At 71.8% G+C, this 22,872-nt stretch carries 24 protein-coding genes; 12 read left to right on the top strand and 12 right to left on the bottom strand.

All coding sequences use genetic code 11. The features are described from left to right. The first annotated feature begins 65 nt into the window (after positions 1-65). Positions 66-1,151 carry an erythromycin esterase family protein gene (locus CFK39_RS09300; RefSeq protein WP_089065225.1) on the top strand — a complete coding sequence of 362 codons (1,086 nt, stop codon included), beginning with the start codon at positions 66-68 and terminating at the stop codon, positions 1,149-1,151. Between the two features lie 27 nt (positions 1,152-1,178). Here CFK39_RS09300 and CFK39_RS09305 read toward each other — a convergent pair whose 3' ends face one another. The 3 genes from CFK39_RS09305 to CFK39_RS17175 are packed head-to-tail and all read right to left on the bottom strand — an operon-like array spanning position 1,179 to position 2,153. After that, entirely contained in the window at positions 1,179-1,727 is a 549-nt protein-coding gene (locus CFK39_RS09305; protein WP_089065226.1) for a GNAT family N-acetyltransferase, read from the bottom strand. 10 nt (positions 1,728-1,737) lie between these two features. Beyond that, positions 1,738-2,028 (bottom strand): GNAT family N-acetyltransferase, encoded by a 291-nt coding sequence (locus tag CFK39_RS09310; protein WP_089065227.1) that lies wholly within the window; start codon positions 2,026-2,028, stop codon positions 1,738-1,740. Next, entirely contained in the window at positions 2,025-2,153 is a 129-nt protein-coding gene (locus CFK39_RS17175) for a hypothetical protein (protein WP_275094094.1), read from the bottom strand. The genes CFK39_RS09310 and CFK39_RS17175 overlap by 4 nt, the downstream gene beginning before the upstream one ends. An 82-nt stretch (positions 2,154-2,235) precedes the next feature. On the opposite strand from CFK39_RS17175, the gene CFK39_RS09315 reads away from it, so the two are divergent. After that, on the top strand, positions 2,236-2,721 hold the full coding sequence (locus tag CFK39_RS09315) for a hypothetical protein (protein ID WP_089065228.1): 486 nt from the start codon (positions 2,236-2,238) through the stop codon (positions 2,719-2,721). 6 nt (positions 2,722-2,727) lie between these two features. On the opposite strand, the gene CFK39_RS09320 is transcribed toward CFK39_RS09315, so the two are convergent. From CFK39_RS09320 to CFK39_RS09330, 3 genes are all read right to left on the bottom strand, one after another. Further along, positions 2,728-3,216 (bottom strand): DUF2087 domain-containing protein, encoded by a 489-nt coding sequence (locus CFK39_RS09320; protein WP_089065229.1) that lies wholly within the window; start codon positions 3,214-3,216, stop codon positions 2,728-2,730. A gap of 102 nt (positions 3,217-3,318) precedes the next feature. Next, positions 3,319-4,068, bottom strand: a complete 750-nt coding sequence (locus CFK39_RS09325) for a response regulator transcription factor (protein ID WP_338027662.1) — start codon at positions 4,066-4,068, stop codon at positions 3,319-3,321. Next, positions 4,062-5,342 (bottom strand): sensor histidine kinase, encoded by a 1,281-nt coding sequence (locus CFK39_RS09330; RefSeq protein ID WP_089065231.1) that lies wholly within the window; start codon positions 5,340-5,342, stop codon positions 4,062-4,064. Before CFK39_RS09330 ends, CFK39_RS09325 begins: the two co-directional genes overlap by 7 nt. A 143-nt stretch (positions 5,343-5,485) precedes the next feature. On the opposite strand from CFK39_RS09330, the gene CFK39_RS09335 reads away from it, so the two are divergent. Continuing rightward, positions 5,486-6,472, top strand: coding sequence for a CPBP family intramembrane glutamic endopeptidase (locus tag CFK39_RS09335; RefSeq protein ID WP_089065232.1), 987 nt, complete (start codon positions 5,486-5,488; stop codon positions 6,470-6,472). 120 nt (positions 6,473-6,592) lie between these two features. Here CFK39_RS09335 and CFK39_RS09345 read toward each other — a convergent pair whose 3' ends face one another. Beyond that, the gene (locus tag CFK39_RS09345) at positions 6,593-7,003 is read right to left on the bottom strand and encodes a VOC family protein (RefSeq protein ID WP_089065233.1); all 411 of its coding nucleotides are present in this window, start codon (positions 7,001-7,003) and stop codon (positions 6,593-6,595) included. Between the two features lie 163 nt (positions 7,004-7,166). Between CFK39_RS09345 and CFK39_RS09350 the strand changes: the two genes are divergently transcribed. After that, complete coding sequence (locus CFK39_RS09350) at positions 7,167-8,228, top strand: CAAX protease (protein ID WP_089065234.1); 1,062 nt, start codon at positions 7,167-7,169, stop codon at positions 8,226-8,228. A 287-nt stretch (positions 8,229-8,515) separates the two neighbouring features. Here CFK39_RS09350 and CFK39_RS16850 read toward each other — a convergent pair whose 3' ends face one another. From CFK39_RS16850 to CFK39_RS09365, 4 genes are read right to left on the bottom strand one after another with little or no spacing between them, the layout of a single operon-like run. Beyond that, positions 8,516-8,764, bottom strand: a complete 249-nt coding sequence (locus tag CFK39_RS16850; RefSeq protein WP_245822409.1) for an ADOP family protein — start codon at positions 8,762-8,764, stop codon at positions 8,516-8,518. Further along, complete coding sequence (locus CFK39_RS09355; protein WP_245822412.1) at positions 8,758-9,720, bottom strand: ABC transporter permease; 963 nt, start codon at positions 9,718-9,720, stop codon at positions 8,758-8,760. Before CFK39_RS09355 ends, CFK39_RS16850 begins: the two co-directional genes overlap by 7 nt. After that, the gene (locus tag CFK39_RS09360; protein ID WP_338027663.1) at positions 9,717-10,472 is read right to left on the bottom strand and encodes an ABC transporter ATP-binding protein; all 756 of its coding nucleotides are present in this window, start codon (positions 10,470-10,472) and stop codon (positions 9,717-9,719) included. The genes CFK39_RS09355 and CFK39_RS09360 overlap by 4 nt, the downstream gene beginning before the upstream one ends. Then, the gene (locus CFK39_RS09365; protein ID WP_089065235.1) at positions 10,469-11,548 is read right to left on the bottom strand and encodes an efflux RND transporter periplasmic adaptor subunit; all 1,080 of its coding nucleotides are present in this window, start codon (positions 11,546-11,548) and stop codon (positions 10,469-10,471) included. The genes CFK39_RS09360 and CFK39_RS09365 overlap by 4 nt, the downstream gene beginning before the upstream one ends. A 478-nt stretch (positions 11,549-12,026) precedes the next feature. Between CFK39_RS09365 and CFK39_RS09370 the strand changes: the two genes are divergently transcribed. From CFK39_RS09370 to manA, 5 genes are all read left to right on the top strand, one after another. Beyond that, positions 12,027-12,980, top strand: coding sequence for a serine hydrolase domain-containing protein (locus CFK39_RS09370; protein WP_089065236.1), 954 nt, complete (start codon positions 12,027-12,029; stop codon positions 12,978-12,980). Between the two features lie 66 nt (positions 12,981-13,046). Next, positions 13,047-14,381, top strand: a complete 1,335-nt coding sequence (locus CFK39_RS09375; protein WP_089065237.1) for a hemolysin family protein — start codon at positions 13,047-13,049, stop codon at positions 14,379-14,381. Positions 14,382-14,531: 150 nt separating this feature from the next. Continuing rightward, positions 14,532-16,283, top strand: a complete 1,752-nt coding sequence (locus CFK39_RS09380; protein WP_089065238.1) for a pyruvate dehydrogenase — start codon at positions 14,532-14,534, stop codon at positions 16,281-16,283. Between the two features lie 97 nt (positions 16,284-16,380). Then, the gene (locus CFK39_RS09385; RefSeq protein WP_089065239.1) at positions 16,381-17,412 is read left to right on the top strand and encodes a hypothetical protein; all 1,032 of its coding nucleotides are present in this window, start codon (positions 16,381-16,383) and stop codon (positions 17,410-17,412) included. Between the two features lie 2 nt (positions 17,413-17,414). Further along, on the top strand, positions 17,415-18,617 hold the full coding sequence (gene manA, locus CFK39_RS09390) for a mannose-6-phosphate isomerase, class I (protein ID WP_089066367.1): 1,203 nt from the start codon (positions 17,415-17,417) through the stop codon (positions 18,615-18,617). A 30-nt stretch (positions 18,618-18,647) separates the two neighbouring features. On the opposite strand, the gene CFK39_RS09395 is transcribed toward manA, so the two are convergent. Beyond that, complete coding sequence (locus tag CFK39_RS09395; protein ID WP_245822414.1) at positions 18,648-19,718, bottom strand: MauE/DoxX family redox-associated membrane protein; 1,071 nt, start codon at positions 19,716-19,718, stop codon at positions 18,648-18,650. A 131-nt stretch (positions 19,719-19,849) separates the two neighbouring features. Here CFK39_RS09395 and CFK39_RS09400 point away from each other — a divergent pair, with 131 nt between their 5' ends. The 3 genes from CFK39_RS09400 (at position 19,850) to CFK39_RS09405 (ending at position 22,807) form a co-directional block, all read left to right on the top strand. Continuing rightward, positions 19,850-21,088, top strand: a complete 1,239-nt coding sequence (locus CFK39_RS09400; RefSeq protein WP_338027664.1) for an aldehyde dehydrogenase family protein — start codon at positions 19,850-19,852, stop codon at positions 21,086-21,088. Positions 21,089-21,099: 11 nt separating this feature from the next. Further along, a complete protein-coding gene (locus CFK39_RS17355) occupies positions 21,100-21,294 on the top strand; it encodes a hypothetical protein (protein WP_338027665.1) in 195 nt (64 codons plus the stop codon). A 175-nt stretch (positions 21,295-21,469) separates the two neighbouring features. After that, the gene (locus CFK39_RS09405; protein ID WP_089065240.1) at positions 21,470-22,807 is read left to right on the top strand and encodes a M48 family metallopeptidase; all 1,338 of its coding nucleotides are present in this window, start codon (positions 21,470-21,472) and stop codon (positions 22,805-22,807) included. Positions 22,808-22,872: the final 65 nt, after the last annotated feature.

Here is a 22,872-nt window from a genome sequence, read left to right on the forward strand (position 1 = left end):
ACATCATATCGCGAGTTACGATCGCGCGCACGGGATGGTGAGCACGGCGATGGCACCATGTCCACATGAGCGCTGCCCTCGTCGATCGACTTCTGCCCGCGCTCGGCGAGAACGGGGTGCTGGGACTGGGAGAGCCCACCCATGGCAGCGCGAACGCCTTCGCCTGGAAGCTCGAGCTGATCCACGAGCTCGCCCGCCGCGGTCTGCTTGCGGCGATCGCGGTCGAGGAGTCCTTCGCCGTCGGCCTCGAGGTCGATGCGGCACTGCGAGACGGGGGAGATCTCGATGCCGCTTGGGACCAGGGCAGCTCGATCTGGGACACCGGCACGATCCGCGAGGGTCTGCGCGCACTGCAGGAGACCATCGCAACGCTGCCGGCCCCGCGCCGGCCCCGATTCCTCGGCGTCGACATATCCAAGCCCTATCGCACCGCCCGTGCCCTGCAGGAACGGAGCGTCCAGGCACCGGTGCTGCGAGCAGTGGCCAGACGCGATCCTCTCAACAGCGCGGAGGTCGCCGAGCTCGTGACGCTGTGCCGCACCGTCGAGGCCGAGCGGGAGCCTACGGTCGCGGCGCTGGCGCGGAACCTGCGCCGTCACGCCGACGTCCACCTCGCGGCCCCGGACCTCTCCCGGTTGCATCGCCGAGACACCCACATGGCGAACACCCTGCTCGAAGGGCTGCCCGCACAGGGGATCACTGTGCTCTGGGCCCACAACGAGCACCTGGCCCGGAACCCCGAGGGATGGGGCGGCCCGACGATGGGGCACGTGCTGGACGGGATGCTCGGGCAGCGCTACTACCCGGTCGGGGTGCTGTGCGGTGCGGGGGAGTGCCGGGCGGTGGATCCTTCGAGCGGCAGCGACGAGTACGCGGCAGTCCCGCTGCCGCCGATGCACGGCGACACCACCGACGAGGCACTGCGCCTGCTCGGCCGTACCTTCGTGACCAGCGAGGAGTTCGTCCACCCCGGCCCGCGCCGCTTCATCGGCTGGCAGGTGGATACGTCCCTGTTCGCCGACGCGCAGGCCGTGCGCGACACCTTCGAAGTACGCCGCCCCTCGACCGACTTCGCGGCCCTCGCCCACCTCCCGCGCAGCATCGCCGACGGCACCTCGGCCACCGGACGCAGCGGCTCCCCGACCGGCTGACGGGATGCTCCCGTCCGCCGCGGGCGCTCAGGCGGGCAGGTCGTCCCAGAGGAGCGGGGTCGTCCGCCCGGTCTCCCAGTCGCGCCGGAGGATGCCGTAGGCCACCGAGGCGAGCGGGGCGCCGCCGTCCACCGGCCAGGCCTCCCGGTAGTGCGCTTCCTTGAGCCAGCCGCAGCGGACGAAGGTCCGGCGCATGGCGAGGTTGTCCTCGCGGGTCTGGCCCTCGAAGCGCTGGACGTCCGCCAGGGTGCGGAACACGTGGTCGGTGGCCGCCTTCAGCACGTCGGCCCCGAGGCCGCGGCCCCTGAACGGGGCGTCGAGACGGAGGTCGAACAGCGGCGCGTCGTCGCTCAGGTCCTCCAGGCGGAGGAAGCCGATGCGTCCGAGCTCGCGGTGATCGATCCAGAACGAGTCGTTGTCCTCGTCGCGATAGGCGCCGTCGCGGATCGCAGTCTCGACATCCGCGGCGCGGGGGTGCGGGCGTCCATGGAACGGGAACTCATTGCGGGTCATGAACTCGACGAGGGCGTCGTGGTCCTCGCCGACGGGGTCCAGGCGCGTGAAGGAGACGGTCATGGGGAGAAGTCTATGAAGGGCGTCGACCGCATTTCTCCCGCGCCGCCCCGATGCCCTGGCCCCGGTGCGCCTTCAGCACGCCGACGTTGCAGACCTCCGGGACCTCGCCGTGGAGGAGCTGCGCCACCCCGACGGGGGCGGCACCGCGCAGGGCGACCAGCACCGTGCTGCGGCCGGTGCGCATGGACTCGAGCCAGGCCGGGACGGCGGCGGCCCATCCCGGCGCCGCCTCGGCGAGCAGGCCGGTCATCCCCTGCTCGAGAGGACGGATCCTCACCTCGTCGGCCGCTGTGCTGTTCATGCGCCGACCGCCCGGGCGACCACGTCGGCCAGGACCAGGTCGTTGAGCCCCGAGCCGAGGTTCTGCACCACCAGCAACCCCTCGGGACGGCCGCCGCGCACCTGGTCATCGTCGAGATGGATCATCCGGCGACGGTATCGCGCAGGCGGGGCGGCCAGCGCCCATGGCCACGGCGCTCCTCGGCGGCGGTGCGCCTATCATGGCCTTATGAGGGATCGATGGGGGAGCGATGATCACGGGCCGGGCGGGGACCCGTCCTGGCTGGGCGGTGCGGACCGCGGCGGCGCGGAGCAGCACGGGGCCGATGGCTCCGGCGGTTGGTCCTCCGACTTCGCCGCCGACGCCCAGGGGGCCGACTCCGACTTCGGCGGCAGCAGCGATCCGCTGGCGGCGGAGCGGATGGCGCCCCGCTTCGGCGAGGTCACCGGGGACGCGGCGCGCAGCCCGGGCGGTGAGCCGGAGTCGCCCTGGCTGACGGGATTCGCCGGCCTGGACACCGAAGACGCGGAGAACATCCAGTCGAGCCTCCGCAGAGCGGTCCGGGGGATCGTCCCGGTCCTCTTGGTGGTGGTGTTCGGGGTCATCGTCATGAAACTGTTCGATTTCGGATTCATCGGGATGTGGCTCTTCGTGTTCCTCATCCCGTTCCTCGGCCGGATCTTCCGCACGATCCGCAAGCGGCTCGGCGACTGACCCCGGTCAGCTGGCGGCCAGGCGGTAGGCCGCGCCGTCCGCAGACCGCGTCAGCGCCCCGGCATCCACGGCGTCGCGCCGGACCAGCGCGACATCCTGGGCGAACATCGCGATCGCGACGTTCAGCTCGGCCTCGGAGAGCGTGCGCTCCGCCCCCACCCGCGCGAACACGATCCGTGCGATCCGAGCGCTGACCTGACGCGACTCCTCGGTCTTCACCGGGATGCTGTCGAGCCTGTCCACCTCGAGGATCGCCGCGTCGGAGCGCATCAGGGCGAGCGCCTCGGCGATCTCGCGCAGCCCGGCGACGTCGACCTCGCCGTCGCTGCCCAGCCAGTCCAGCTGCGACAGCGGACCGCGCACTTCCGGGGCCTCGGGAGCCCCTTCGCCGGCGAGAATCCGACCGATCCCCGCCCTCAGCTTTGGCGCGGACAGCATCGAAAACAGCATCCGGGCACGACCCAGCGGGGTCGCGAGGTCACGGGTGGAGGGCATGGTGCTGCCTGCTTTCATCGTCGGGAGCGGCAACCAGGATGGCACGGCCGAGGTGCGGGATCGACCGAGGGGCAGCCGCGCACGCCGCCCCGCCCGCGCACCTCAGCCGCCCAGCTCGAGCACCCGGATCGCCAGCTGTACCCGATTGGTGACCTGCAGCTTGTGATAGAGCCTGCCCAGGTGGGTCTTCACCGTTGCGACCGACATGAACAGCGTCTCGCCGATCTCCTGGTTGGGGAGCCCGCGAGCCACCAGACGGGCCACCTCCCACTCGCGTTCGGTGATGCCTGCGGGCGTGGGGGCGTCCGCCGGAGCCGGCTCGGGCGTCACCCCGTCGGCCCGCCCGTCGGCCGCCCCGCTGACCGCGCCACCGTCGGAGCCGCCGCCGGAGTCGGCGGAGGCCAGTCGCACCAGCCGCGAGAGCACCTCGGGGGAGAAGCGGGGTCGCTCGGCGGCGGCATCGAGCACCGCCTGCACCACCTCCTCGGGAGGGGAATCCTTCAGCAGGAAGGACACCGCGCCGGCCCGCAGCGCCTCCAGCAGGAAGTCATCGGTGTCGAAGGCGGTCAGCATGACCACCCTCGTCTCGTCGCCCTCCTCCTGCAGCGCCCGCAGGGCCTCGAGGCCGGTCATGCGGGGCATGCGGATGTCCATCAGCACCACGTCGGGCGCCAGGGAGCGGACCTGCTCGAGCGCCGCGGCGCCGTCGGCCGCCTCACCGACCACTGCGATGCCGTGCGCGCCGTCGATCATCAGGCGGAGACCGGTGCGCATCAGCGCCTCGTCGTCCACCAGGAGCACCCGCACGGCGGGGCTCCCGGCACTGTTCTCGCCGGCTGCGCTGTTCACCATGGCATCCATGCTTCCACCTCGAAGGCCCCGTCGACCTCACCGTGGCGCGCGTCCCCGCCCAGCAGCCTCGCCCGCTCCTGCACCCCGAGCAGGCCATGTCCCGCCGAGAGGGTGGACACCGGCTCCGACGGCAGCGGGTTCCGGGCCCGCAGTCGCACCTGCTCACCCTGCCGGGAAAGAGTCACCTGCAGCGGCAGGCCCGGGGCATGCTTGGCGGCGTTCACGGTCACCTCGGAGAGGACCCGGGCCAGGGCCACCACAGTGCCGCGACCACGGGAGGTGAGATCCTCGGCGGCCAGGCCCTCCCAGGCCAGCTCCACCTCCTGTCCCTCTTCCCGGCAGCGCTCGACGATGCCTGCCAGGGTCGGGGCGGTGGCCAGCGGTGCATCGCCGTCAGCGGTGCGCAGCCCCGACAGCACCGTGCGCAGTTCCCGGTTCGCCTGCTGTGCGGCATCCCGCACCGTGTCCGCGGTGCGGCGCAGCTCCGCCGGCGAGAGATCCTCGCGGTAAGCCATGGCGCCGGCGTGCATCGCGATCGCGGCCAGGTGGTGGGAGATGCTGTCGTGCATGTCCCGGGCCAGCGCCGCGCGCTCCTCGGCGCGCACCCGAGCGGTCTCCGCCTCGCGCTCGCGCACCAGGGCAGCCGCCTCCCGCTCCGCGGCGGCGCGCTCCCGCTGGGCGGTCTCCCGCTCGCGCTCTGCGGAGGCCGCCCGCTCCCGCAGCGAGGCGAGCAGCTCGTGACGGGTGCCCACCACATGGCCGAGCAGCAGCGGGATCAGCGCGAACACCACCATGACCCCCATCGCGACGAGCACCAGGGCCTCCGGGGTCTCCCCCCGGATTCGGGCATCGACGCTCAACGACGCCATCGAGGTGCCTGCGACCAGCAGGATCACCGCGACGTCGAGCAGCGCTCGCCGCCGCACCCCGATCCGGTACAGCGCGAGCGCCGCCGCCGACAGCGACCACGAGCTGAGCCCGACGGACGCCGCCAGCAGCAGATGCGCCGCGGTGTGCAGCCGACCCGGCGGCAGGAACCGCAGCGGACCGATGACCAGGGTCGCGACCGCACCCACCAGCGCGTCCAGGGCGAACAATCCCACCAGACCCTCGGGCGGATGGTCGGAGAACTCTGTCAGCAGCACGCCGAAGCCGATGAGGAACACCAGCAGGCCCAGCGCCGTGCCCACGAGGCTCTGAGCGATCGCGATCGCCCACTGGCGCGGGCTGCGCACGGAGGGCGGCGCCGGTGAGCGGGGCGAGATGAGGGTCATGTGACCAGGGTAGGGAGCAGGGAGCGGCCGACGGATCAGCCGCTCGGCCGATTCCCCGAACTGCGGGGTCAGCCGATCGGAGGTGGGGAAGAGGAGACGAAGAGCGGACGCCGCAGCGCCCGGGCGACCGGCAGGATCGGAGCATGATCGAACACGACCTGCGCCCTCCTCCGCAGCCGCCGGTGACGAGCAGCCCCGGCAGTATCGGCGCGGCGCTGCCTGCGACTCTCCCGGAGCCCCAGGCCTACCATCGCGCCGCTCGCGTCCTCTGGCACCGTCGCTACTGGTGGCGGCCGCTGGTCACGCTGGTGGTCACCGCCGCCGTGTTCGTGGTGATGAACTTCCAGGTCATGGTGCCGCTGCTGATCGCCGGCGAGATCTGGCCGGCCGCGGCGACCAGTTCCTCCCTGACCGATCCGCTGAATCCGGCTGATCAGTTCCTGGGCCTGGGGATGCTGGCGCTGCTGGTTCCCGCGGTGCTGGTGGGGACGCTGGCCGGCTACGGCCGCGCTGGTATCGCCCTGTCGGTGCTGGGCCGGTTCCGCTGGGGTCTGCTGGGCCGTGCGGCGCTCGTGGTCGTCCCGGTGTTCGTGCTGCTGAACCTGGTGCTGAACCTGATCCTGGAGCGCGAGGCGATCGTGGTGCCGCAGCTGAGCGCCGGCGTGGTCCTCGCCTGGCTGCTGGCGCTGGTGCTCTCGCCGCTGCAGTGCGCGGGTGAGGAGTTCGCGTTCCGGGCGCTGCCGATGCAGATGCTGGGCACCTGGCTGCGCCGGCCGGTGCTGGGGATCCTGCTCCCGGTGCCGCTGTTCGTGCTGGGCCACGGCTACAGCTGGATGGGCCAGATCGACATCGCGCTCTTCGCGATCGTGATGGGCCTGCTGGCATGGAAGACCGGCGGCCTGGAGATCCCGATCCTGGTGCACACCGCCAACAACTGGACCCTGTTCGCGATCGCCCCGCTGATCCCCGGCTTCACCGAGCAGGGCGAGGTGGAGCTGCTGGGACTGCTGCTCGCGCTGATTCCGATGCTGCTGCTCTCGGCCGGGATCTGGTGGTGGTACTCGCGGCGTGCGGGCCTGGGCCTGTGGGAGCCGCAGCGGGGGAGGGGCGTCCCGCTCGCTGATCGGTGAGCAGACTCGCTCGTCGGCTCGTCGGCTCGTCGGCTCGTCGGCTCGTCGGCTCGTCGGCCCGTCGGCGGCGGGCGCGGAGCCGCGGATATCGTCCGCCCGCGCCCACCGCCGATCCGGAGCTCAGGCCCCGGAGACGTTCACCTGCCACAGCACGCCGAAGCGGTCGGTGACCTGGCCGTAGTGGTCACCCCAGGGGGCCTGCTCGAAGGGCATCCCGAGGGTGCCGCCGTCGGTGGTGAGCCGCTCGATCAGCGCTTTCGCCTCCTCGACCGTGCCGGGCATGACCAGCAGCGAGTAGGCGGAGCCGCTCAGCGGCCGCGAGTCCTCGCCGAGGTCGTCACCGCCGGCGAGGGTGACCAGGCCGCCATGCAGCTGAGCATGGGCGACGGCCCCGGGCGGCGGGGTGAAGCCCATGTCCGGCATGCCCTCGTAGGTCATCAGATCGAGGGTGCCGCCGAACACCTCCCGGTAGTACTCCAGGACGTCACGCGCATTACCGGGAAATGCGATGTAGGGCGTGGAGCTGAACATGTGACCTCCAGGGGTAGGGGCCTGGTGAGAGACCCGCGGGAGGCCATCCTGGCACCACCGGCCGACGGAGGGAACAGCCGGTGGCCGGGAGCAGGGCCCCCTCGCCGTCGTCGCTGGTCGCACCCACCGTGCTCCCGGTCGAGCGTCCTACAGTGGGGGCGACATGACTCCAGACCACTCCCTCCCCGCCACCCCGTTCCACCGCATGGCAACGCTGCGCCCCGCCTGGGCGGGCTGGCTCAGGCCGCTGCTGACCCTCGCCGCCGCCTTCATCGCCTACGTGGTGCTGATCTCGGTGGTGCTGGTCCTGACGATCCTGGTGCTCGCCCTCGCCCCGGGCGTGAACGTGGCCCTCGGCGTCACCAGCGGCGACCCCACCAGTGCGCTGGATGTCGCGCTCGCCCTGGCGATCGGCGTAATGTGGCTGCCCGCCGGGATCATCGGCGTGCGCTTCGGAGGCTGGCGGCCGCTGGGCACCGCCTGCTCGGTCGCCGCCCGGCCGCGCCGCGACCTGCTGCGATCGCTCGGCCCGTGGGGGATCGCGATGGGCGTGGTGGTCGTCGCCGCCGCCGGGATCGCCGGTGCGGTCGCCACCGCGATCACCGGGGGCAATGATGGTGGAGCCGGGGCCACCGCAGGTGCGGCCGGTGCCACCGGCTCCGTGCCGCAGCTGCTGCTGGTCACCCTGATCGTGCTGGTCCTCGCCCCGTTGCAGGCCGCGGGCCTGGAGCTGACGCTGCGAGGGATCGTGATGCAGGCGCTCGGCACCTGGCTGCGTGGCCCGCTGCTGCCGCTGCTCGCTGCCAGCGCCGTGATGCTCATCGGCCGCGAGCTCAGCGCCGCGGTGCTCCTGCCCGCCCTGGCCCTGGGGCTGGCCTCGGCGACGCTGGCCTGGAAGAGCGGCGGGCTGGAGCTGTCGATCCTGCTCGTCGCGACGGTCACCGCCGCCTCCCAGCTGGTCTCCGCCGTGGGTGCGGGCACCGGTGTCGGGGCGGGAGCAGCGGCGGTGAACGCCGCTGCCGCCGCACCGGGCAGCTCCTCGGCCGCACTCGCCACGACCGCATCCGACTCCGCCGCCCTGGCCGGCGGCATCACCGCGGCGGCAGCGCTGCTGCTGCTCACCGCAGTGTCGGTGGCCCGGATCAGTGCCCGCGAGGGAGTGCGCCTGCTGGAGCCGGTCAGCCGCCCCGCCGGTGAGCCCGCCCCTGCACCGGTGCCCTACTGAGCCACCCGCCACCCGCCACCCGCTACCCGCCACCCGCCACCCGCTACCCGCCACCTGCCGCATGCCGCGTGGCGCCTGGCGCTTGCCGCCGGCTGATCTCGGCCACCACTTTCCTGACATATATGAGGGTTGAACGTCTGTAGGGCGTTCAACCGTCATATAGCCCAGAAATCTGGTGACGCTGCCCGCTGCCCGCTGCCCGCTGCCCGCTGCCGGCTGCCCGCTGCCGGCTGCCGGCTGCCCGCTGCCGGCTGCCCGGGCCCGGTGGTGGTTGCAGCTGCCTGCACTCAGCTCCGGATCGCGTCGATCACCTTGATCCGGGTGGCGATCAGGGCGGGCAGCGCCCCCGCGAGGACGCCCACCGCGGTCGCGGCGCCGAGGCCCACCAGCACTGCCTCGACCGGGAAGGGTGGCAGCTCCACCAGGCCGGCGTCCCGGAAGAGGTCGCTGACGAACGGCGCCTTCACCAGGGCTACGGCAGCGGTCACCCCCACCGCTCCGGCCAGCACCGTGGCGACCACGGATTCCATCAGCACGCCCACGAAGATCCGGCCCCGGTGGCTCCGTAGGAGCGGCGGATCCCGATCTCCCGCACCCGGTACCGCACGGTGACCAGGGAGATGTTGACCAGTCCCAGCGCGCCGAGCAGCAGGATCACCAGGGCCACGCCGATCACCGCGTAGGCGAGCACGTCGAAGCCGAGGTCGTCGGGGGACATCGAGCTGCGGCTCACGTCGAACGTCCCCGCCGGGGTGTCCCGCAGCGAGGTGGACAGCCGCTCCCAGATCTCATCGCCCTGTTCGGATGGCACCCAGAGGATGTACTCGGAGGTCGCCGGGGCCCCGGCCCGGCCGGGCAGCGCGGCCATGCCACCGGCGGCGATGAATGCCGAGGGACCCCAGTCGGTGTTCGGGCGCTCGGGCAGCACCCCCACCACGATCGCCTGATCGACGTCGGAGGCGCCCGTGGCGCCGTAGACCGTCACCGGCTCGGTGCCGAGATCCGGCCGCCCGAGCATCTCGTACAGCGGTGCGTTGACCACCAGCGCGGGGGCGAGCCGGTGGGCGTCGGAATCCGCGATCCAGCGGCCGTGCTCGACGGTGGTGCGGAAGATATCGGCGAACGCCGGATCCACACCGATCAGCTCGGAGGTGCGCACCCCCTGCGGGGTCTGCACCCGCAGCGAGTCGTAGACGCGGCGGCTGCGCTGGTCGATGCCGAGCCGGTCCACCTGCTCGAGCACGGCGGCGTCCTGCTCGGCCGGGGTGGCCTGCGCGGACCCGCCCATCGACTGGATCGTCAGGGTCATGCTGCGGCCTGACCAGGTCTCGGTGGACTGGGTCAGGGCGCTGGTGAGCATGCCCCCGCCGCCCATCACCGCGGTCAGCGCGAAGACGGAGAACGCCACCCCGATGAGGGACAGCAGGATGCGTCCCTTGTTCACGCGCAGCTCCCCGTAGGCCTCGACGATCGAGGCGAGCAGCCCGGTCATGACACCGCCTCCCGTCCGGCACGCAGTCCCGCGGTCGCCGTCAGCGCGTCCCGGGCGCCGTCGGTGTCGATGTCGTGCAGCGTGCCCTCGTCCAGCAGGAACGCGCGGCGGGACAATGCCGCGACCTGCAGGTCATGGGTGATGGTGACCAGGGCGGCGTCGGAGTCGCGGGCGATCTCGTCCAGCAGCGCCATCACCGCCTCCCCGGTGGAGACGTCGAGGGCTCCGGTCGGTTCGTCGGCCAGGATCAGCCGGGGCCGACGCACCAGGGCGCGGGCGACCGCCACCCGCTGCTGCTCACCGCCGGAGAGACGGGAGGGCTGCTGCTGGGCGCGGTCCGCCAACCCCACCCGGTCGAGCATCTCCAGGGCGAGCCTCTCGCGCCGCCAGAACTGACCGGCGCTGCCGTACATCAGCGGCATCATCACGTTCTCCAGCGCGGTGCGACCGTCCAGCAGGTTGAACTGCTGGAACACGAAGCCGATGGAAGCGCCGCGCAGACGGGCCCGACGGCGCTCCCCGAGCCGGGAGACGTCGACCCCGTCGAACAGCAGCTCCCCACCGCTCTGGTGGTCGATCAGCCCCAGCAGGTTCAGCAGGGTGGTCTTGCCCGATCCGGAACGGCCGACGACGGCGACATGATCGCCACCGTGCACCGTCAGGTCGATGCCGCGCAGGATGTGCAGCTGCTCCCGGCTGGGCAGGCGCACACTGCGACGCAGATCGCGCAGCTCGAGCAGGGGAGCGCTCACCACATCCCGCCCTCGACCGTCATGTCCTCCGCGTCGACGCCGGGTGCGAACTCGAGGATCTCCTGGCCCTCCTCGAGGCCCTCGGTGACCTCCACCGCGCCGTCCCCGCGCATGCCCAGGGTGACGTCGACGGGGATGGTCTCGCCGGTGGCCTCGTCCAGGGTGAAGACGGTGCCGGCGGTGCCCTCGCCCACCACGGCGGTGGTGGGGACGGTCAGCACTCCGGTGCGGGTGCCGAGGTCCACGGTCACCTCCACGCCCAGTCCCGGCACCACACGGGCCTCGGCGGGGACCGGGCACACCAGCTGCGCCGCGGAGACGCCCCCGCTGTCGGGGGTGAGCATCTCTCCGGAGTAGGGGTCGACCTCCGGGGCCTGTGGGGCGGCCGGTTCCTCGATCTCGGCATCCTCGGTGATGGCGGGGGTCGTGCAGGCCACCGGGTCTGCGGTGGTGGGCAGCTCGGTGGTCGCGTCCAGCTCCACGTCCAGCAGCGACAGCTGCTGTTCGGGGGTGAGATCGGCGATGATCGAGTATGTGTCCGGCGAGATGGTCGCGACACCGTCGCCCTCGGCGAGATCGCCCCATTCGACGACCTCCATGCCGCTGATCGTGCCGGCTGCGGTGGCGATCAGGTTCACGTAGCGGTACTCGGTCGCAGCAGGCTGCGGGGCGGGCACCGGCGCGGCGTCCTCCGGGCTCTCCTCCCCGTCGGGGACGGCGGGCATCTCGACCGGCTCGGGCTCGACCGGATACCGCACCTGCAGGATCCGCTGCCCGAGGTCGACCTGGTCACCGTTGCCCAGCCAGATCTTCGTGATCTCGCCGGTGGTGGTGGCCTTCAGCGCCGTGCCGGCATCGGGCTGGACCATCGCCGGGAGCACGAGCTCGGAGGACAGGTCCGTGGGCTCGACGGTGACCAGGGCGTGCTGGTCGAAGTCGGCGCCGGGGGTGAGCGGGTCCTCGCCCGCCGTCTCGTCTCCGGCGGGGAAGAACGCCATCTTCACCAGCGCCAGAGCGATCAGGCCGAGGATCAGCATCCAGATCACGGGGAAGACATAGCGTCGCAGGGTGTCCACGGGCGCCTTTCGGTCAGGTCGACGGCAGTGCCGACGGGGAAGGGCTGGGGTGTCGCGAGCGTCCTGAGGAGATACGGCACCGGCAGTGCCCTCATTCTTCCCTGGGCAGGGCCCGCCGACCACCGACTTCGGTCGGCAACCGCCGATCTTCACCACTCCGCCCCAGCTTCCGCCCGCCCCGCCGCATGCCGCCCCCTCCCTGGCTCCCAGGCCGTCCTGTATGCCGGGCTCTCACGGCGTTTCGGCTGATCTCGGCCACCAGTTCCCTGACGTATGCGTGAGTTGAACGGCTCCTGCGCGTTCAACCCACATATGCGTCAGATCCCCGGTGGCCGCAGCTGCAGGTCCCCGGTGGCCGGAACTTCAGATCCTCGGTGGCCGCAGCTGCAGATCCTCGGTGGCCGGAACTTCAGATCCCCGGTGGCCGGAACTGCAGGTCCCCGGTGGCCGGAGGGACGGGGCGCGATACGGTCTCGCCATGCACCCCGCCGACCCCACCAGCATCGATCCCGCCCAGACCGCGATCCCCGACCAGCTCCTGCTTCTTCCCCTGCGCCAGCGGATCCTCGAGCAGCGCCTCGGCGTGCGGGCGGTGCACCTGCATCGCGCCGGCCGCACCGAGCTCAGCTGCCGCTTCGCCGAGGACACCGCAGAGAACATCTACTCCGTCTCCAAGACGGTGACCGCGCTCGCCGTGGGCATCGCGGCCGACGAGGGGCTGCTGGATCCGCAGGACCTGCTGAGCGATCACCTGGCCGCACCGAGCGGCGGGTACGGCGCCGGGGTCGAACAGGTGCGACTGCGTCACCTGCTCACGATGACCTCCGGCTCGCCGGTGCTGGGCTTCCTCGATGAGCAGCGCGACCACCCGGACCTCACCTCCCTGCTGCTGGGCACCGACCTGCTCGCCGAGCCCGGGCAGCTCTGGGAGTACTCCAACGGCTCGATCTTCCTGCTCTCCCGGGTGATCGGTGAGCGCACCGGGCAGAGCCTGCGGGACTGGCTGATGCCGCGCCTGTTCGAGCCGCTGGGGATCCTCAACCCGCAATGGCACACCACCCGTGACGGGCACAGCTGGGGTGCGACGGGGCTGCATCTGAGGAGCGGTCAGCTGGCGCGGATCGGCCGCCTGCTGCTGCAGCGCGGAGAGCACGAAGGTGCGCAGCTCGTGCCCGCCACCTGGATCGACGCGCTGCACGCCGAGGATGCGTGGGTACCCACCGGTGATCCCGAGCCCGAGAGCGCCCATTACGGCCTCGGCGTCTGGCGGTGCACGCCCGAGGGTGCGTGGCGGGCCGACGGCGCACTGGGACAGCTGCTGGTCGTGCTGCCTGCGCAGGATGCCGTCATCACCGTCACCGCGCGTCTGGAAGGCCGGGGCGCGGCGGAGATCCTGCGCGCCGTGTGGGAGGAGCTGCTGCCGCTGCTGTGAGCGGCGGGCCGGAAAACCGCCAGCGCGTCCCCAGGTCGCCGTCATCGTGGCGGGTAGCGTTGCCTCATGGACCTCTCCGTTCTCCTGAACATCGCCCTGGTGCTCCTCTTCGTGCTCATCGGCGGCGTGTTCGCAGGTACCGAGATGGCGATCGTCAATCTCCGCGAGACGCAGATCAAGCAGCTCGAGGAGAGCGGCCCCCGCGGCGAGCGCACCGCGACGCTGGTGCGGGACCCCAACCAGTTCCTCTCCGCCGTGCAGATCGGCGTGACCGTCGCCGGCTTCTTCTCCTCCGCCTACGGCGCCTCCACCATCGCCCCCTCCCTGGTGCCGCTGTTCACCGATCTCGGGCTCTCGCAGACGACCGCCGGAACGGTGGCGCTGATCGGGATGACCCTGGTCATCGCCTATCTCTCGCTGGTGCTCGGCGAGCTCGCCCCCAAACGGCTGGCCATGCAGAACGCGATGGCGATGACCAAGATCGTCGGCACTCCGCTGAGCATCTTCGGGCAGCTGATGCGACCGGTGATCTGGCTGCTGTCCACCTCCACCAACATCGTCGTGCGCCTGCTGGGAGGGGACCCGGATGCCGACCGCGAGGCCGTCTCCGCCGAGGAGATCAAGTCGATGGTGCGCAGCTCCGATGCCCTGGACCAGGCCGAGTCGCGCGTGCTCGCCGATGTCTTCGACGCCTCCGAGCGCACCGTCGTCGAGGTGATGCAGCCCCGCCACCAGGTGCACTTCCTCGACGGCGACCAGACCGTCGCCCAGGTCAGGATGGAGATCCGCAACACCGGCTTCTCCCGCTATCCGGTGATCGGGGAGGACGTCGACGATGTGCTCGGCTTCGTGCATGTGCGGGACATGCTGCTGGTCGATGATCCGGCCACCACCCGCATGTCCGAGCTGGTGCGCCCCATCGAGCACATCCCGGGCACCGTCCAGGTGCTGATGGCGCTGAACCGGATGCGCGCGCACGCCGATCAGATCGCCGTCGTGGTCGATGAGTACGGCGGCACCGACGGCATCGTCACCCTCGAGGACCTGCTCGAGGAGCTGGTGGGGGAGATCTATGACGAGTTCGACCGTGAGTCGTGGCCTGCACCCGGCGGGCTCGACAGCATCCTCGAGGCCGACGGCACCTTCGAGGGCGGGCTGATCCTCCAGGAGTTCGAGGCCGCCACCGACATCGGCCTGCCTGACACGGGCGGGTACGAGACCGTCGGCGGGTTCCTCATGGCCCAGCTGGGCCGGATCCCCGTGGCCGGGGACAGCGTCGCGGTCGAGGGCGGGCTGCTGGAGGTGGTCGAGGTCGACGAGCGCCGGGTGCAGACGGTGCGCTTCACGCCCGTCGAGCCCGAGCCCTCTGCCGACGAGGACGAGGATCCCGAGCAGACCTGAGGCCCCGACGGGGTGCTGCGCCCGCACGGCCTGCCGAGCGGTCGGCCCCCTGCCCGGCAGCAGGGCCGGTGCACGACTAGGGTGAGGGCAACGGGCACCGCGCCTGGGGCCGGTGCCCATCTCGACGCACTCACCCCCGGAGGCACCATCATGGCCCGCAGCACCTTCGCCCAGCTCCTCGTCACCCAGCTCCGCGACCTCGGCGTCCAGCGGATCTACGGGGTGGTCGGCGACTCGCTGAACCCCGTGGTCGATGCCGTGCGCACCACTGAGGGCATCGAGTGGGTCCATGTGCGCAACGAGGAGGCGGGAGCCTTCGCCGCGGGCGCCGAGGCCCGGCTGACCGGGAAGCTCGCCGTCTGCGCCGGTTCCTGCGGACCGGGCAACACCCACCTGATCCAAGGCCTGTTCGACGCCCACCGCGACGGCGCCCCGGTGCTCGCGATCGCCTCCCACATCCCCTCCGGCAAGATCGGCACCGGCTTCTTCCAGGAGACGCACCCCGAGACCCTCTTCCGCGAGTGCTCCCACTTCTGCGAGATGGTCAACTCCGGCACGCACGGCACGACCATGCTCCACATCGCCGTGCAGACGGCGATCGCGAAGCAGGGCGTCTCGGTGCTGGTGCTGCCCGGTGATGTGGCCGATGAGGAGGTCGACGGGCCGCTGACCCGCGATCTCGCCACGGACCTCGGCCGCATCCAGCCCGCCGCGGCGCCCGTCGGCCGCCTCGCGGAGCTGATCGACGAGGCCGACACCGTCACCCTGTTCACCGGTGCCGGGGTGCGGGATGCGCGCGAGGAGGTGCTCGAGCTCGCCGAACGGGTCAAGTCCCCGATCGGTCACGCCTTCGGCGGCAAGGAGTTCATGCAGTACGACAACCCGTTCGACGTGGGGATGAGCGGTCTGCTGGGCTACGGCGCCTGCTACGAGGCGATGCACGAGGCGGATCTGGTGATCCTGCTGGGCACCGATTTCCCGTACAGCGAGTTCCTGCCGGGGCCGGAGGGGAAGAACCCTCCGCGGGTCGTGCAGATCGATGCTGAGGCCGCCCGACTGGGCCGCCGGGCGCCGCTGGACCTCGCGATCCACGGCGACGTGGGCCTGACCCTGCAGGCCCTGATGCCGCTGCTGACCCGCGAGAAGAGCGCCCGCTTCCTGCACCGCCAGCTGAAGGCCCACCACAAGGCGCTGTCCGGCGCGGTCGCCGCCTACACGAAGAACGTCGAGAAGATGACGCCGATCCATCCGGAGTTCGTCGCCGCGACCCTCGACGCCCTCGCCGACGAGGACGCCGTGTTCACCGTGGACACCGGCATGTGCAACGTCTGGGGTGCCCGCTACATCACCCCCAACGGGAAGCGTCGGCTGTTCGGCTCCTGGCACCACGGCAGCATGGCCAACGCCCTCCCGCAGGCGATCGGTGCCTCGAAGGCGTTCCCGGAGCGGCAGGTGATCTCGATGAGCGGCGACGGAGGCCTGGGCATGCTGATGGGGGAGCTGCTCACCGTGAAGCTGCATGACCTGAACACCAAGATCGTGGTCTTCAACAATTCCAGCCTCGGCATGGTCAAGCTCGAGATGCTGGTGGAGGGCCTGCCCGACTACGGCACCGACCACGAGGACGTGAACTATGCGGCGATCGCGCAGGGGGTGGGCATCGGCGCGGTGCGCATCACCGATCCGAAGAAGCTGAAGAAGCAGTTGGCCGAGGCGCTCGCCACCCCAGGTCCGATGCTGATCGACGTGGTCACGGATCCTGATGCCCTGTCGATGCCGCCGAAGATCTCCGCCCAGCAGATCCGTGGATTCGCGACCGCCTCGACCAAGATCGTGCTCGGCGGCGGGGTAGGGAAGATGCTCGACATGGCGTCGACGAACCTGCGCAACATGCCCCGCTGACCCGGGGCCCGCGCCCCCGATCTGCCCGTCACCGGGGCTTCCGTGTGGAATGCTGGGCATTCCGGAGTCGATGCATGTCCAAGGAGGGGTACCGTCCATGGCCCTGATCCATCCGCGCAGCCTCGAACGCTGGCAGGAGTGGCGGGGGTCCCGCCGTCGGGCCCGCGGCATCCATCGTGCCCGCCCCTCGGAGAGCGCCCCCGGCTACGTGCTCCATCTGCGGGAGGGGGAGGGCTCCGCCCGCATCCTGCTCGGCATCGACACCGCCGACGGCGCCGCTCATGGCGGTCTGCCCGCGGTGCTGCCCTACGTGCACGGCAGCGCCGTCGTGGTCACCCCCGCAGGGCTGGCCCTGGACGAGCTGGAGGGCCCCGAATGGCAGCACCGGCGCATCGCCCGTCCGTCGGACGCCCTTGATGAGCTGGGCATCACCTCGGTGCTCACCCTCGGCTGGCATCTGGAGGTGGGGCGCAGCCTCCACGAATGGGCGCGGGAGAGGGATGTTCCCGGCGCCGTCGTCCAGCACGACGTGCTCACCCCCTTCGCCCCGCCGCTGCCGCCGGACACCACCGTGCTGTCCTGGACCGCCGAGGACGGCGAGTTCCACCGCGCCGGCCGTGATGACATCGCGGTGCGGGTGGTCGGCTCGCAGCGGCTGTGGCAGGCACGGCACGAGGCCGCGGGGGAAGCGCCGGTGCTCGAGGAGCAGCCGGTGTTCCTGGGCCAGTTCTCCTCGATCGAGCTGCCGCGCCGGGTGAGCCTGCGGGCGGCGGAGTCGTACTGCCGCTTCGCCGGTGCGCTCTACCAGCCCGGCCCGGCGGAGACCGAGCGCCTTGCCCGTGCCGCGCACCTGCTGCTGCGACGTCGCGGCATCGGATTCCAGGACCCCTCGATCACCGTGGCCGAGCAGGCCCGCCCCCTCGCCTCGGTGTTCTCCGCCGACATCCTCGAGGCCGCCATGCGCGGCATCCCCGCCTGGGTGCATGCGCCCGGTGCGCCCTCTTGGGTCGGCGAGCACTGGGAGCGCTACGGCATGCGGCGGGTCGGCGCGGAGCCGACGCCGCCGCCGGGACTCGGCACCGACGAGCCGGCACGCCTGATCGCCCAGATCCTCGAGGGCGGTGCGTGAGCCTGTTCGAGCTCGCCAGCCATCTCCAGCACTACGCCTGGGGCTCGACCACCGCGATCCCGGAGTTCCTGGGATGCGAACCCGACGGCAGGCCCTGGGCCGAGGCCTGGTTCGGGGCGCATCCGCTGGCCCCGGCGACGGTGCCGGGCGGCACCGGGCTGGACGCGGTGATCGCGAAGGAGCGGGACCGGATGCTGGGTCCCGATGTCGCCCGAGCCTTCGGCGGGCAGCTGCCGTTCCTGCTCAAGGTGATCGCGGCGGAGAGCCCGCTGTCGCTGCAGGTCCATCCCAGTCGGGAGCATGCCGCGGAGTCCTTCGCCGCCGAGAGCGCCGCCGGCATCGCCCTGGACTCGCCGCGGCGGATCTACCGCGATGCGAACCACAAGCCGGAGATGCTGATCGCCCTGACCCGCTTCACTGCGCTGTGCGGCTTCCGCACCCCCCGCCGGGCGGCGGTGATCCTCGACGGGCTCGGCACCGCCCTCACCGACCGGCTGCACCGCCTGCTGGTCGACAACCCCACCGCGCACGGCATGCGGGCCGCGTTCCGCACGCTGGTCTCCGCCTCGCTGCGGCCTGCGCCGGAGGCGGTCGATGCGGTGGTCGAGGCCTGTCGGGCCCGTGCCGCCGCCGGCATCTCCCCCTCGCCGCGCATCGACCGCTTCGTCTCCCTGCTGGCGGACCACCACCCCGGCGACCCGGGCGTGGTCGCGGCGCTGCTGCTGAACCCGGTCACCCTGCAGAGTGGCGAGGCGATGTACGTGCCCGCCGGCGCGCTGCACGCCTACCTCCACGGCACCGGCCTGGAGATCATGGCGACCAGCGACAATGTGCTGCGGGCCGGACTGACCGCGAAGCGGGTCGATGCCGACGAGGTGCTCCAGTGCGTCAGCGTCACTGCCGCGCCGCCGCTGAGGGTCGCCCCGGAACGGCAGAACCCCACCTCGATCGCCTACTACGCCCCGGTCGATGACTTCGAGCTCGCCGTCACCGAGCTCAGCGACCCGGACGATCCGATGGCCGGGACGCACCCGATCCCGGGCTCCGGGCCCCGGATCGTGCTCGGCCTGGAGGGCTCGGCCACCCTGGAGACCACCACCGGCAGCCATGCGCTGCGGGCCGGGCAGGCGGTCTTCGTCCCGGCGGCCGACGGTCCGCTGCGGGCCCGGGGCCACGGCAGCTTCGCGCAGGCCAGCGTGCCCTGAACCGGCCTCAGAGACGACCCGGGCCCGAGGTCACGGCGCGGACGAGCGAGACTGGTCCTGGTCCTGGTCCTGGTCCTGGTCCTGGTCCTGCACGCTGCGCAGCTGGGTGCGGATCTCCTCGACGAACTCGATCACCGTCGAGCCGCCGTCCACCGGACCACCGGCGAGCAGGCCGTCGGCCCCGAGCAGCACGGCCGAGGGCGCCGTCCGCCCGCCGAGCGTGGAGCGGGCGGTGAACTGCAGATCGTGCATCGCCAGCGTCCCCACCCGCTGCGTGGTGCGCTCTCGCAGCTGATCCACGGGACGCGAGAACACGAACCGGACCTGGAGGAAGGGCGAGAGCGACTCGATCCACTCCGGGGCCCGGTCCAGCACCCGCTCGCAGGGCCCGCATCCCTCGGAGGTGAAGATCAGCAGGGCGGCCTGCTGTGCGGTGAGCTGGGTCAGGGTGATCAGTCGGCCGTCCGGCTGCTGCAGCACCGCTGCGGGAGTCGCCGCGCGCTCGTAGTCCAGCAGCTCCGCCTCGGCGCTCTCATCGTCCGCTGCGCCCCCGGTGCGCGGCGCAGCGGGCGCCGGCGCGACAGCAGGGTCCGTGGCGCCGACGGTGAGGAGGGTCAGCGCGATCGTCAGCAGCACGGTGATCCCGAGACCGATCAGCGACAGCGGGGCCTGTACCAGCACGATCGTCATCGAGCCGCCCGCGGCCGCCACCACGGTCAGCAGGCCGAGACCGAGAAGCAGGAGGTTCCGCCCCAGTGTGAGCCGCGAGACGGTGGGCGAGGCGAGGGTGCCGAAGCACGAGCACTGAACCGGCTCGTCGAAGCTCAGCGCCCGGGCGATGATCACCAGGTAGGCGCACATCAGCAGCGCGATCGCCACGGAGACCGCCGTCTGCAGCGGCACCGAGGGGATCCACAGCACCAGGGCGAGCACGATCTCCGTCACCGGCAGGAGGGACGCGGCCGTGCGGTGCAGGCCTCGCAGCGGCAGTCGCAGCGAGGTCATCGCCTCCTCGGTGCCCTGGCGCGCCCCGAGCTTCGCGAGCCCGGAGACCAGCAGCGTGAGCGTCACCAGCAGCGGTGCGGCCATCAGCACGGTCATCGCGCGACCTCTCCTCCCCGGCCCCGGATCGGGCTCCTCGACCCCCATTCTCCGCGATCCGAGCGGCTGGGTGGGCGGTGTCCATCCCCGTGCGGCGCCCATCCTTCGAGAACGGGACCTACCCTGGCTCCATGTCGACAGATGCTCACCAGATCAGCAGCTCCACCGGACCGTCGGCCGACGAAGGCGCGGAACGGACCCGGATCCGCGCCGACGTCGACGCGCTGCGTGCCTCCTTCGACGCCGGCACCACCCAGCCCCTCGCCGCCCGCCTCGCCCAGCTCGAGGCGCTGCGCCGCGGCCTGCGCCGTGAGGAGCCGAGGCTGGCCCGGGCGCTCGCCGAGGACCTCGGCAAGTCCCGCACCGAGAGCGCCCTGACCGAGATCGGGGTGGTCGCCCAGGAGATCACCCACACCATGAAGCATCTGCGCTCCTGGCTGCGGCCCGAGCGGCTCTCGCTGGGCCCGCTGCTGGCCCCGGCCTCCGGGGAGCTGCAGCGGCAGCCTCTGGGCACCACGCTGATCATCTCCCCGTGGAACTATCCGGTGAACCTCACCCTTGCGCCGCTGGTCGCCGCGATCGCCGGCGGCAACACCGCGGTCGTGAAGCCCAGCGAGGTGGCGCCGGCGACCTCCGCCGCCCTCACCCACCTGCTGCGCACCCATCTCGATCCCGCCTGGGTGCGGGTGGTCGAGGGCGCGGTGGAGGAGACCACGATCCTGCTCGAGCAGCGCTTCGATCTGATCTTCTACACGGGCAACGGCGCCGTCGGCCGGATCGTGGCGCGCGCCGCCGCCGAGCACCTCACCCCCACCGTGCTCGAACTGGGCGGGAAGTCCCCGGTGTTCGTCGACGAGGGCACGGACCTGGCCGTCACCGCCCGACGGATCATCTGGGGCAAGTTCACCAATGCGGGGCAGACCTGCATCGCCCCCGACTACCTGATGGCCACCCCGCGCACCCTCGAGCGCCTGCGACCCCACCTGCGCAAGGCGGTGCGCCAGCTGTACAGCGCCCGTCCCGAGCGCAGCCTGGACTTCGGCCGGATGGTCAGCGACAAGCACTTCGAGCGGGTGCTCGCGCTCATCGACGACGAGCAGGCGATCCTCGGCGGCACCGCCGAGGCGGATACCGCCACCCGCTACCTGCCGCCCACGATCATGATGGGTGTGGAGTGGGACGACGCGGTGATGGGGGAGGAGATCTTCGGCCCCGTCCTGCCGCTGCTCGCGGTCTCCGGCCCCGACGAGGCGATCGCCCGGATCCGGAAGGGCGAGAAACCGCTGACCGCTTATGTGTTCTCCCCCGCCGCGAGGTCGAGGAGCGGTTCGCGACCGAGACCTCCTCCGGCTCCCTCGCCCTGGGCCTGACCCTCGCCCATGTGGGCAGCACCGGGATGCCCTTCGGCGGGGTGGGGGCCTCCGGCATGGGCGCCTACCACGGCCGTGCCGGGATCGAGGTGTTCACCCATGCCAAGCCGGTGGTGAAGAAGCCGCTCACGCCCGACACCCTGAAGCTGGTCTACCCGCCGTACCGCGGCCTGAAGCGCCGGGTGCTGCGCCGCCTGATGCGCTGAGCCGCTCCCGCCGTCCTGTATCCCGGGCTGGCGCAGGACGCTTCTGCCCGCTCCAGCGGCCCGACCCCTGCAGGTGGGTGTCCACAGCGTGGCGTCCCCGTGCCTCGCAGCGCTCCGTCGGGGTTATCGTCGGCCGTGAGGCCGAGCGAATCGTCGGTCGAAAGGAGCACTGACGATGACCCAGCAACCCCCCGGTCCGCCACCCATGCCCGCCGCTGGCTTCGGCGGCTCCGCGCCCGACGGCCCAGCGCCCCACGGCCCCGCGCCCGGCGGGAGCATGCGCCCCGGGGACCCGAACCTGATCAACGGTGCCACCTCGCACGGCGTCCTCGGCCCGAAGAGGATCCGCCATCCCTGGGAGCTGCCGCTGCTCGGGGTGGGCATCGCCCTGACGCTGCTGAGCTATATCGCGTGGTGGACCCTCATCGTCTCGACCCTGGTGCTGCAGGTGACCGAGGGCGAGGCGAGCGTCGCCAACCTCTGGCAGTACGTCGGGATCCTGCCGTTCCTGCTCCAGCTCGTCGCCGTCCTGCCGCTGGCGCCGGTACTGATCTGGTGGGCCCGCGCGATCATGTACGCACGGATGCGCACCCGGTCCGTGCGCATGAGCCCCACCCAGTTCCCCGAGGGCTACCGGATGGTGGCGGAGGCCGCCCAGCAGTTCGGGATGCGGCGCGTCCCGGATGCCTATGTGCAGCTGGGCAACGGCGTGATCAACGCCTTCGCCTCCGGTCACGGGTTCCGTCGCTTCGTCGTCGTCCACTCCGACCTGTTCGAGGTGGGCGGGCGCACCCGCGACCCGGAGGCGCTGCGCTTCGTGATCGGGCACGAGGTGGGCCATCTCGCTGCGGGCCACGTCTCCTACTTCCGCCTCGTCTTCACCACCGTGATCCGGATGATCCCGATCCTGGGCCCGGCGCTGTCGCGCGCCCAGGAGTACACCGCCGACAACTTCGGGTACGCCCACTGCCCCGCCGGTGCCCCCGGCGTGATGGGGGTGCTCTCGGGCGGGAAGTATCTGGGGGCCGAGGTCAACGTCAACGAGCTCGCCGACCGTGCCGCGACCGACCCGAGCCTCTTCGTGCACTGGGTCAACTGGGGCTCCTCCCACCCGGTGACCACGTGGCGGGCCCACGCTCTGCGCGACCGCTCCGTGCCGGGCTCGCTGTGGATCCGCCCCGGCGGGTCGCTGTTCACCTCTCCGCTGCCGCCGGGGCACGTGTGGTCCTCCCGCTATCCGACCCCGGCAGACGCGCTGGCGATGCTCGCCGCGGCCGATGTGCGCCGGCCCGCCGGCGCCGACGGCCAGTTCGGGCGCTTCTCCGGCATCGACTACTCGGATCGGCCCGCGATGCGCACGATCCAGACCGCCGCTCCGCTGCTCTCGGGTCGCACTGCATACACGATCCCGCCCGGCCCCTATCGTGACGATGCCCGGGGCCCGCTCGTCGACACCGCGCAGAACCCCTTCGGGCCGCCGCCGGAGGGGCGGGGACCGCAGATGCCGTCCTGACCGCACGCGTCCGTGCTGTCCTACCGGTCACCACACCCTCCTCAAACGTGCATGGAGTGCATAAG

The organism is Brachybacterium avium, from assembly GCF_002216795.1.
GTDB classification, from domain to species: domain Bacteria; phylum Actinomycetota; class Actinomycetes; order Actinomycetales; family Dermabacteraceae; genus Brachybacterium; species Brachybacterium avium.